This window comes from Streptomyces sp. NPDC047117 (assembly GCF_040643545.1).
GTDB lineage: Bacteria > Actinomycetota > Actinomycetes > Streptomycetales > Streptomycetaceae > Streptomyces.
Map to the genome: position 1 here is coordinate 109,368 of NZ_JBEYUN010000009.1, position 7,499 is coordinate 116,866.

At 74.3% G+C, this 7,499-nt stretch carries 8 protein-coding genes and 1 pseudogene; 1 reads left to right on the forward strand and 8 read right to left on the reverse strand.

Annotated features, from left to right (window positions below):
- Positions 1–15 precede the first annotated feature (15 nt).
- The 6 genes from ABZ840_RS19140 to ABZ840_RS19165 form a co-directional block, all read right to left on the reverse strand.
- On the reverse strand, positions 16–630 hold the full coding sequence (locus tag ABZ840_RS19140) for a hypothetical protein (protein WP_361561131.1): 615 nt from the start codon (positions 628–630) through the stop codon (positions 16–18).
- Positions 627–2,249 carry an ATP-binding protein gene (locus ABZ840_RS19145; protein WP_361561133.1) on the reverse strand — a complete coding sequence of 541 codons (1,623 nt, stop codon included), beginning with the start codon at positions 2,247–2,249 and terminating at the stop codon, positions 627–629. Before ABZ840_RS19145 ends, ABZ840_RS19140 begins: the two co-directional genes overlap by 4 nt.
- Positions 2,246–2,953, reverse strand: a complete 708-nt coding sequence (locus tag ABZ840_RS19150; protein WP_361561135.1) for a response regulator transcription factor — start codon at positions 2,951–2,953, stop codon at positions 2,246–2,248. The genes ABZ840_RS19145 and ABZ840_RS19150 overlap by 4 nt, the downstream gene beginning before the upstream one ends.
- Before the next feature lie 156 nt (positions 2,954–3,109).
- Positions 3,110–3,517, reverse strand: coding sequence for an SsgA family sporulation/cell division regulator (locus tag ABZ840_RS19155; protein ID WP_361561137.1), 408 nt, complete (start codon positions 3,515–3,517; stop codon positions 3,110–3,112).
- A gap of 296 nt (positions 3,518–3,813) precedes the next feature.
- Positions 3,814–4,227: an SsgA family sporulation/cell division regulator gene (locus tag ABZ840_RS19160; RefSeq protein ID WP_361561139.1), complete on the reverse strand. Its 414-nt coding sequence runs from the start codon at positions 4,225–4,227 to the stop codon at positions 3,814–3,816.
- A gap of 352 nt (positions 4,228–4,579) precedes the next feature.
- On the reverse strand, positions 4,580–4,825 hold the full coding sequence (locus ABZ840_RS19165) for a DUF2630 family protein (RefSeq protein ID WP_361561140.1): 246 nt from the start codon (positions 4,823–4,825) through the stop codon (positions 4,580–4,582).
- A 186-nt stretch (positions 4,826–5,011) separates the two neighbouring features.
- Here ABZ840_RS19165 and ABZ840_RS19170 point away from each other — a divergent pair, with 186 nt between their 5' ends.
- Positions 5,012–6,205, forward strand: a complete 1,194-nt coding sequence (locus ABZ840_RS19170) for an oxidoreductase (RefSeq protein ID WP_361561142.1) — start codon at positions 5,012–5,014, stop codon at positions 6,203–6,205.
- A 192-nt stretch (positions 6,206–6,397) separates the two neighbouring features.
- On the opposite strand, the gene ABZ840_RS19175 is transcribed toward ABZ840_RS19170, so the two are convergent.
- Both ABZ840_RS19175 and ABZ840_RS19180 read right to left on the reverse strand, forming a co-directional pair.
- Positions 6,398–6,904 carry a MarR family transcriptional regulator gene (locus ABZ840_RS19175; protein WP_361561144.1) on the reverse strand — a complete coding sequence of 169 codons (507 nt, stop codon included), beginning with the start codon at positions 6,902–6,904 and terminating at the stop codon, positions 6,398–6,400.
- A gap of 169 nt (positions 6,905–7,073) precedes the next feature.
- A pseudogene (locus ABZ840_RS19180) lies at positions 7,074–7,499 on the reverse strand (hypothetical protein); the annotation flags it as partial.

Below are 7,499 nucleotides of genomic sequence, written 5' to 3' on the forward strand. Positions count from 1 at the left end.
AAGCGGGCCGCCCGGTCAGGACCGCGAGGACGGCTCGGGGGTGCTCCGCGGGGCCGCCGGGGTGGCGGGGCTCGGCGAGGCCGACCGCGGCGTGATGTACGGATAGGCGTTGTTGCCGCCGCACACCAGCGGGCCGACCTCCACGTCCTTGCCGCGCACCGTCACGGAGATCTCCTCCGGCGACCGGCCGCCCGGCACCTGCCCGTTGGCCGCCGTGCACACCAGCTGGCTGAGCGCGGGCTGGTCCAGCCGCTCCGGGTCGGTCGGCACGGTGATCGTGATGCGGCCGTCCCGCGGGGTGACGGTGACCTTGTCGTGCAGGTCCGGCAGTGCGGTCGTCAGGCCCCGCTGCCGCTCGGCGGTGTTCGGCCCGGCGAGCAGCAGGTCGACGGCGCGCTGCGGGGTGGCCGGGTGATCCGCCGACCGGGCCGCGGCCCGCAGCCCGGTGGACGCGAGGAAGAACAGCTGCACGTCGGCGGGGGCCTGCCCGTCCGACTTCAGCCCGGTGGCCGGCTCCCCGGCGTCGATCACGTCGCTGGGTTCGATGCCGCAGCCGGCGAGCGCACCGGCCAGCAGCGCGGCGAGGACGGCGACCGCGGTGCGGGTGCGCGCTTTCGGGGGGCGGCTCATGCGTCTTCCTCGCTGTCGGTCGTGCGAGTCGTGCCGGATGTGCTGGTTGTGCCGGTCGGGCGAGTCGTGCCGGTCGGGCGGGGCGAGCCCTTCGCGCTCTTCGTGCCCGTTGCGCCCGTTGCGTGTGGCCGGTCCGGCTCGCCTTCCAGCTCGTCCTCCGGATCGTCCGTCCCGTCCATGCGCAGAGGCAGGTCGATGGTGAAGACCGCGCCGCCGTCCGGCGCGTTGGCGGCGCGCAGGGTGCCGCCGTGCAGCCGTACGTTCTCCATCGCGATCGCCAGGCCCAGGCCGCTGCCCTCGGACCGGGCGCGGGCGGAATCGGCCTTGTAGAAGCGGTCGAAGACGTGCGGGAGCACCTCCGGATCGATGCCGGGGCCCTGGTCCGCCACCTCGATCAGCAGCCGGCCGTCCACCGGCGCGCGCAGCCGTACCGCGACGGGCTCGCCCCCGTGGTGCAGCGCGTTGCCGACCAGGTTGGCGACCACCACGTCCAGCCGGCGCGCGTCCAGCCGTGCCCGCACGCCCGTCGGCAGCTCCGCGGCCACCCGCTCCTGCCACGCCCTGGCCTGCAGCGTCTTACGGATCGCCTCGGCGACGTCCACCTCGTACGGATGGAGCGCGGCGGCTCCCGCGTCGAACCGGGAGACCTCCATCAGGTCCTCCACCATGCGGGCCAGCTTGCCGGTCTCCTGGCTGATCAGCCGCACCGCCGACGCGGTGTCCGGGTCCAGCCCACCGGCCTCCGCGTCCTCGTCCAGTACGTCCGTCACCGCGGTCATCGCGGCCAGCGGCGTGCGCAGCTCGTGCGAGACGTCCGCGGCGAACCGCCGCGAGTTGGACTCCAGGCGGCGCAGCTCGGCGACGTTCTCCTCCAAGTGCGCTGCCATGTCGTTGAACGTGAGGGACAGCTCGGCCAGTTCGTCCTCGCCCTTGACCTCCAGCCGGGTGTCCAGCTTGCCCTCGGCGATCCGCCCGGCGGCCTGCCGCAGCTTGCGGACGGGCCGCAGCACGCCCCGCGCCGCGAACAGCGCCGGGATGAGGGCCAGCGCCAGCACCGGCAGCGCGCCCCGCCGCGCGGCGCTCACCAGCTCCTCGACGTTGGCCTCCTCGGCGCGCAGCGGCAGCCGGGCGTAGACGGAGAGCTTCGACGGCGCGCGGTCGTGCGCCCGGGTGACCGGCATGCCGATCAGCAGCCACGGCTCGCCGTCGCGCTCGACCCGCTGGAACGCCGGAACGTGCCGCCGCTCCACGGAATCCCGCAGCTCCTTCGGCACCGCCACGACCGCGTCCGAGCCGTTGTCCGGTACGCCTTCGTAGTCGGCCTCGACGTCCCAGTCCCGGGCCTTGCCCGACCGGTCCAGCTGCCGCGCGAACTCGTCCAGGTCGGCGCGGCTCGGCGGCACCGGCAGGTCCGGCGCGAGCGAATTGATCTGCGCCCGCAGATCGTTGATGGCGGTGTCCTGCGAGCGTTCCAGGATCGCGTTGCGGGCCTCGCGGTACGTGAGCGCCGCGGTGGTCAGCGCGCTGACGGCCGCGACCAGCAGGAACGCCACGACGAGCCGGGCCCGCAGGCCGCGCAGCAGCTGCCGCAGCCCGGCCCGGCCGCGGGAGCCCGTCACAGCGGGCCGAAGCGGTAGCCGAAGCCGCGGACCGTCTGGACGTACCGCGGGCTGCGCGGGGTGTCCTCGATCTTCGTCCGGAGCCGCATCACACACGCGTCCACCAACCGGGCGTCGCCGTGGTAGCTGTGCTCCCACACGTGCTCCAGCAGCTGCTGGCGGCTGAACACCTGGCCGGGCGCCGCCGACAGGAACAGCAGCAGCTTCATCTCCGAGGGGGCCAGCGCCAGATCCTGGCCGTTCTTGGCCACCACCAGCCCCGCCCGGTCCACGACCAGTTCGCCGTGCGCCTCCACCGGCGCCGGCCCCGGCTCGTGCGGCCCGCCGTCGTCGAACGCCGGCGGCGCCGTCCGCCGCAGCACCGCCCGGATACGGGCCTCCAGCACCTCGCCGCGTGCGGGCTTCACGATGTAGTCGTCCGCGCCCGCTTCCAGGCCGAGCACCACGTCGAGGTCGTCGCCGCGCGCGGTGAGCATGATGATCGGCAGTTGCCGGTCGGCCCTGATGCGGCGGCACACCTCGAAGCCGTCCTTGCCCGGCAGCATCAGGTCCAGCAGCACGATGTCCGGCCGGAAGGCCGGCAGCGTGGTCAGCCCCTCCTCGCCGCTGGCCGCGGCCGCCACTTCATGCCCGCGCCGCCGCAGCGCGAGCGAGACCCCGTGCCGGACAGCGGCGTCGTCCTCGATGAGCAGTACTCGTGGCATGCGACCAGTATCAATACGTTTCTTGACGGGTCGGTAACAGACGGTCTGTGCGGGTCGGTGACGGGCGGTCCGCGCGGGCGGCAACGGGCCGGTTCGCGGGTCGGCGACAGGGCGGTTCGCGCGGGGCGGTGGACCCGCCCGTCGTACGCCGGTCGGTCAGCCCTCGCCGAGCAGCTCCGCGAGGCCGCCGTCCACGTCGAGCCGCTCCTCCCCGGCGGGCACCGCCTCGTACGACCGCGCCAGGAAGAGCCGGATGTCCGCCGAACTCATCTGCACCATCGCGACGCCGTCCGCCACGTGCAGCTCCAGCACCGTGCGTTCGTCGCCCAGCGGACGCACCCGTACGTCCCCGGTGCCGGCCTTCCCGCGCAGCCCCTCGGACAGGAGCTCGCGTGCGAACGCCCACTCCACCGCCGCGCCGTCCAGCGAGATCTCCGGCGGGAAGGACATCCGCACGGCCAGCGGGTCGGCCGGATGGTAGTGCAGGGTGGCGGGCACCGGACGCGCTCCCGGCGCCGTGGCGATCAGACGGACCTGTACGGCTTGGTCGATGGCGCTCTGCATCGCGGCTGCTCCCTTGCGGCTGTCGGGGTCATGGGCATGGCCGGGTCGGCGCACGGCTCACACTGATAGACGCAGTGCCCGGGTGAGGCGTGCATGTGACAGGTGTGTGATCTATGTCATGTCAGGTGATCTCTGTCGTGTGTGGGGTAGGCGGCCAGGTTCGGATGTCCGTGCTGCTGCAGACTCCAGGTACGGAATATCAGGTACACAGGGTGAACGATCACCCGGGGTGCCGGGTTCCTGACCCGTGTCGCGTATCGCGGACCGCGTCTCGGATCTCTGTCCAAGACCTCGTCTCAGGCCTCGCGCAGCAGTGCTGCCAGATCGGCGTCCACATCCAGGTGGCGGGGCTCGCTGCCCCGGGGCACCACCAGGTACGTACTCGACAGGAAACGCCGCAGATCGGCGGCGGCGAACCGGACCATCGCCATGCCCTCGGCGGCGTGGAACTCCAGCATCGTGTGGCGCGGCCCGCACGGCCAGGCATGCACGTCGCCGTCCCCGGCCGGCCCGCGCATCCCCTCGGCCAGCAGTTCCCGGCCGAAGGTCCACCTGACCTCGGCGCCGTCCAGAGAGGCCGAGGCCGGGAAGATCGCCTGGACGGCGAACGGATCGCTGCTCTTGTAGCGCAGCCGAGCGAGGACGGCGCGCGACTGCGGTTCCGTCGCGATGAGGCCGGCCTGAACAGCGTGGTCGATGATGTCCGGCATCGTCGGCTCCCTGGTGTCCGGTGCGGTTCCTTGCCTCTACGACATCTATGACGGCGGCATCGTTACGGCAGTGCACCGGATTTCCGCGTGAGCTGCGTCACGGGCTCCTGGAAGGGCGGGCAACTGCGCCCCGCGGTTCCGCTACGGCCCCTCCGAAGCCCCGCAGCAGCCGCTCAGCAAGCGCCGCGCACCCACCGGGCGGCCCCCGTATGCGCGCCACCCGCCCGGGGCGGACGGACGTACGCTCGGCCGCCTTCAGTAGGCGCGCAGGCGCCCGCACGGCGACCGGATACGCAGAACGGACGGCGCGCGTCGCAGTACATGCGTAGCCGCTGCGTAGCTCCGGCCCGCCCTACGACCGGTACTGCTCCACCTGGGACGACGGGCGGACGGTCGCCTCGTCCGGGTTCTGCCCGAACTCGCTCTTGGCGCGCCGCTGCCGCAGCAGGTCCCAGCACTGGTTCAGCTCGCGTTCCAGCGCGGCCAGCTGCGCGCGCTCCTCGTCACCGCCGGATTCCTCGGCGCCGATGCGGTCACGCAGCGCCCGCTCCGTCTCCACCATCGCCGAGATGCGCGAGAGGATCTCCTGCTGGTCCATGGGTCACTCCTCACTGGCGGAAAAGCCCCTGAGCCCTACGGCTCACTGTAGGAAGCGGGGGAGCGCGCCGCGATTCGGCGTCTGGCGCCGGGTCCGGGCTTCGGCTACGTTCCTGCGGATCGCGCAGGCGCGCGAGACGCAGGGGAATCGGCGGGCGGATGAGACACGCCGGAATCGGGGGTGCGGATGGGACACGCGGCGGAGTACGTAGCGGCGGAGTACGCAGGCGTACGGCGCTCGGGCGGGCGGTGGCGGGGCCCGGTCACGCGGCTGGCGGTCGCCGCGACCGCGGTCGTCTGCGGGGCGGTGCCGGCCGCGGCGGCGGAGCACCGGGCCGCTCCCGCGCCCGACGCGCGGACCGTCGTCACCGGCTCGCTCCCCGGCGGCTGGGCGTCGCGGGACACGGGTACGGACGCCCGCTTCCGGGGCCTCGCCGCCGTCAGCCGGCGTACCGCCTGGCTGGCCGGCACCGAAGGCACCGTGCTGCGGACCCACGACGGCGGCGCGACCTGGCGGAACGTCTCGCCGCCCGGCGCGGACGGGCTGGAGTTCCGGGACGTCGAGGCGTTCGACGGCCGCCGCGCCGTGGTGCTGGCGATCGGCGAGGGCGAGGCGTCACGGATCTTCCGTACCGAGGACGGCGGCGACACCTGGACGGAGAGCTTCCGCAACACCGACCCGCGCGCCTTCTACGACTGCATGGCGTTCTTCGACACCCGGCACGGCCTCGCCGCGAGCGACCCGGTCGACGGCAAGTACCGCATCCTCGCCACGGGCGACGGCGGCCGCAGCTGGCGGGTCCTCCCGTCGGCCGGCATGCCGGCGGCCCAGCCCGGCGAGGCCTCCTTCGCCGCATCGGGGCAGTGCCTGGTCACGGTGCGGAGCGGCGCAGGGGGCCGGTCCGGCGGCGGCCGGGACGTGTGGCTCGCCACGGGTGGCGCGGCCACCGCGCGAGTACTGCACTCCGCCGACCGGGGCCGTACGTGGACCGCCACCGCCATGCCGCTGCCGGCGGGTGACCCGGCCCGCGGCGTCTTCGGCCTCGCCTTCCGCGACCGTGCCCACGGGCTGGCCGTCGGCGGCGATTACCGCCCCGGCGAAGCGTCGCCCGACGCGGCCGCCACCACCGACGACGCGGGCGCGACCTGGCGCACGGCGAGCACCCCGCCGCCCGCGTACCGCTCGGGCGTGGCCTGGCTGCCGTACTCGCGGCGCGCCGCGCTGGCCGTCGGCCCGACCGGCACCGACCTCACGGCGGACGGCGGCCGCACCTGGCGCACGATCGACACCGGCTCGTACGACACCGTCTCCTGCACTCCCGACCTGACCTGCTGGGCGGCGGGGGAGCGGGGGCGGGCGGCGGTACGGCGGGGGTGGTGATCGTCCCGAGGACGGCGACTATCCGGTGGGGGGATCGTCCGGTGATCGTCCCGAGGGGAGCGACTGCCCAGTGGGGGCGTCCCGAGGAGGGGGCGGCTGTCCGGCGGTGGTGATCGCCCCGAGGAGGGGGCGGCTGTCCGGCGGTGGTGATCGCCCCGAGGGGGACGGCTGACCGGCGGGCGTGATCGTCGTTCAGGCCCGCGGGGTGCCCAGCCGGCCCTCCAGGTGCAGCAGCAGGTCGGAGAGGGTCGTGGAGAGGTGCCCCAGCTCCTCACCGGACAGCCCGGACAGCAGGCTGGACTCGAACGACAGCTGATCGGGCAGCAGCCGGTCGATCAGCTCCACGCCCTGCTCGGTGAGGCTGAGGTGGGCGACCCGGCGGTCACGCGCGTCGGGGCGCCGCGCGACCAGGCCGCGCTCCTCCAGTACGCGCAGCCGCTTGGTCACGGCGGCGCCCGAAGCGAAGGTCTCGCGGGCGAGCTGGCCGGGGGTGAGTTCCCGCCCGGTACGCCGGAGGGTGCCGAGGATGTCGAATTCGGGCCGGGACAGTCCCTCCTGCGCGAGCGGCGCGTCCACCGCCTGCTGGAGCAGCGCGGAGCAGCGGTTGAGCCGGCCGATCACGGCCATCGGCCCGGTGTCGAGACCGGGGTGCACCTGCTGCCATTGCCGCAGCACCCCTGCGACGATGTCCTCGGCCACGCTCAGCACTCCTTCGTCCGGCCGTTCTTCCGCGCCCATTCTGCCCACTCGCTCCTGTACTGCCGCCCCACGCCGGGGGCTGTGTGTTCCGGGCCCCGGCTGCCCCGGGGCTGGGGGGACTGATGGGCGGGGACGGACGCAATCACGGGCGCAGGCGCTCCCACGCGCGCTATGCCGCCAGCGTCGGTGCGGTGAGGTGGCGGACGAGGCGCGCGAGGGCACGGTGGCCGTCGCGTTCGGCGAGGGCCACGCGCTCGGCGGGCAGTGCGCGCTGCCACCACTCGCCGGAGGCGACCTCGACCGCCTCGCGCAGCTCGACCAACGCCGCGGCAAGCCGATCGCGAGCCCAGCCCGCCGCGAGCACCGCGTCCGCGGCCAGGTCGTCCGGCCGGTCGCCCATCGGATCGCCCGGCCGGTCCGCCGTGAGCGCCGGGTCCGTCGACGGGCTGTTCGGCCGGTCCCGCGGATCGTCCGGCTGGTTCGCCGCGAGGGCCGGGTCCGTCGCCGGGCTGTTCGGCCGGTCCCGCGGATCGTCCGGCTGGTTCGCCGTGAGCGCCGGGTCCGTCGCCGGGCTGTTCGGCCGGTCCCGCGGAAC

Coding starts and splice junctions, on each gene's coding strand:
- ABZ840_RS19140 (WP_361561131.1), bottom strand. CDS start 630: ATGAGCCGCCCCCCGAAAGCGCGCACCCGCACCGCGGTCGCCGTCCTC.
- ABZ840_RS19150 (WP_361561135.1), bottom strand. CDS start 2,953: ATGCCACGAGTACTGCTCATCGAGGACGACGCCGCTGTCCGGCACGGG.
- ABZ840_RS19155 (WP_361561137.1), bottom strand. CDS start 3,517: ATGCAGAGCGCCATCGACCAAGCCGTACAGGTCCGTCTGATCGCCACG.
- ABZ840_RS19160 (WP_361561139.1), bottom strand. CDS start 4,227: ATGCCGGACATCATCGACCACGCTGTTCAGGCCGGCCTCATCGCGACG.
- ABZ840_RS19165 (WP_361561140.1), bottom strand. CDS start 4,825: ATGGACCAGCAGGAGATCCTCTCGCGCATCTCGGCGATGGTGGAGACG.
- ABZ840_RS19170 (WP_361561142.1), top strand. CDS start 5,012: ATGGGACACGCGGCGGAGTACGTAGCGGCGGAGTACGCAGGCGTACGG.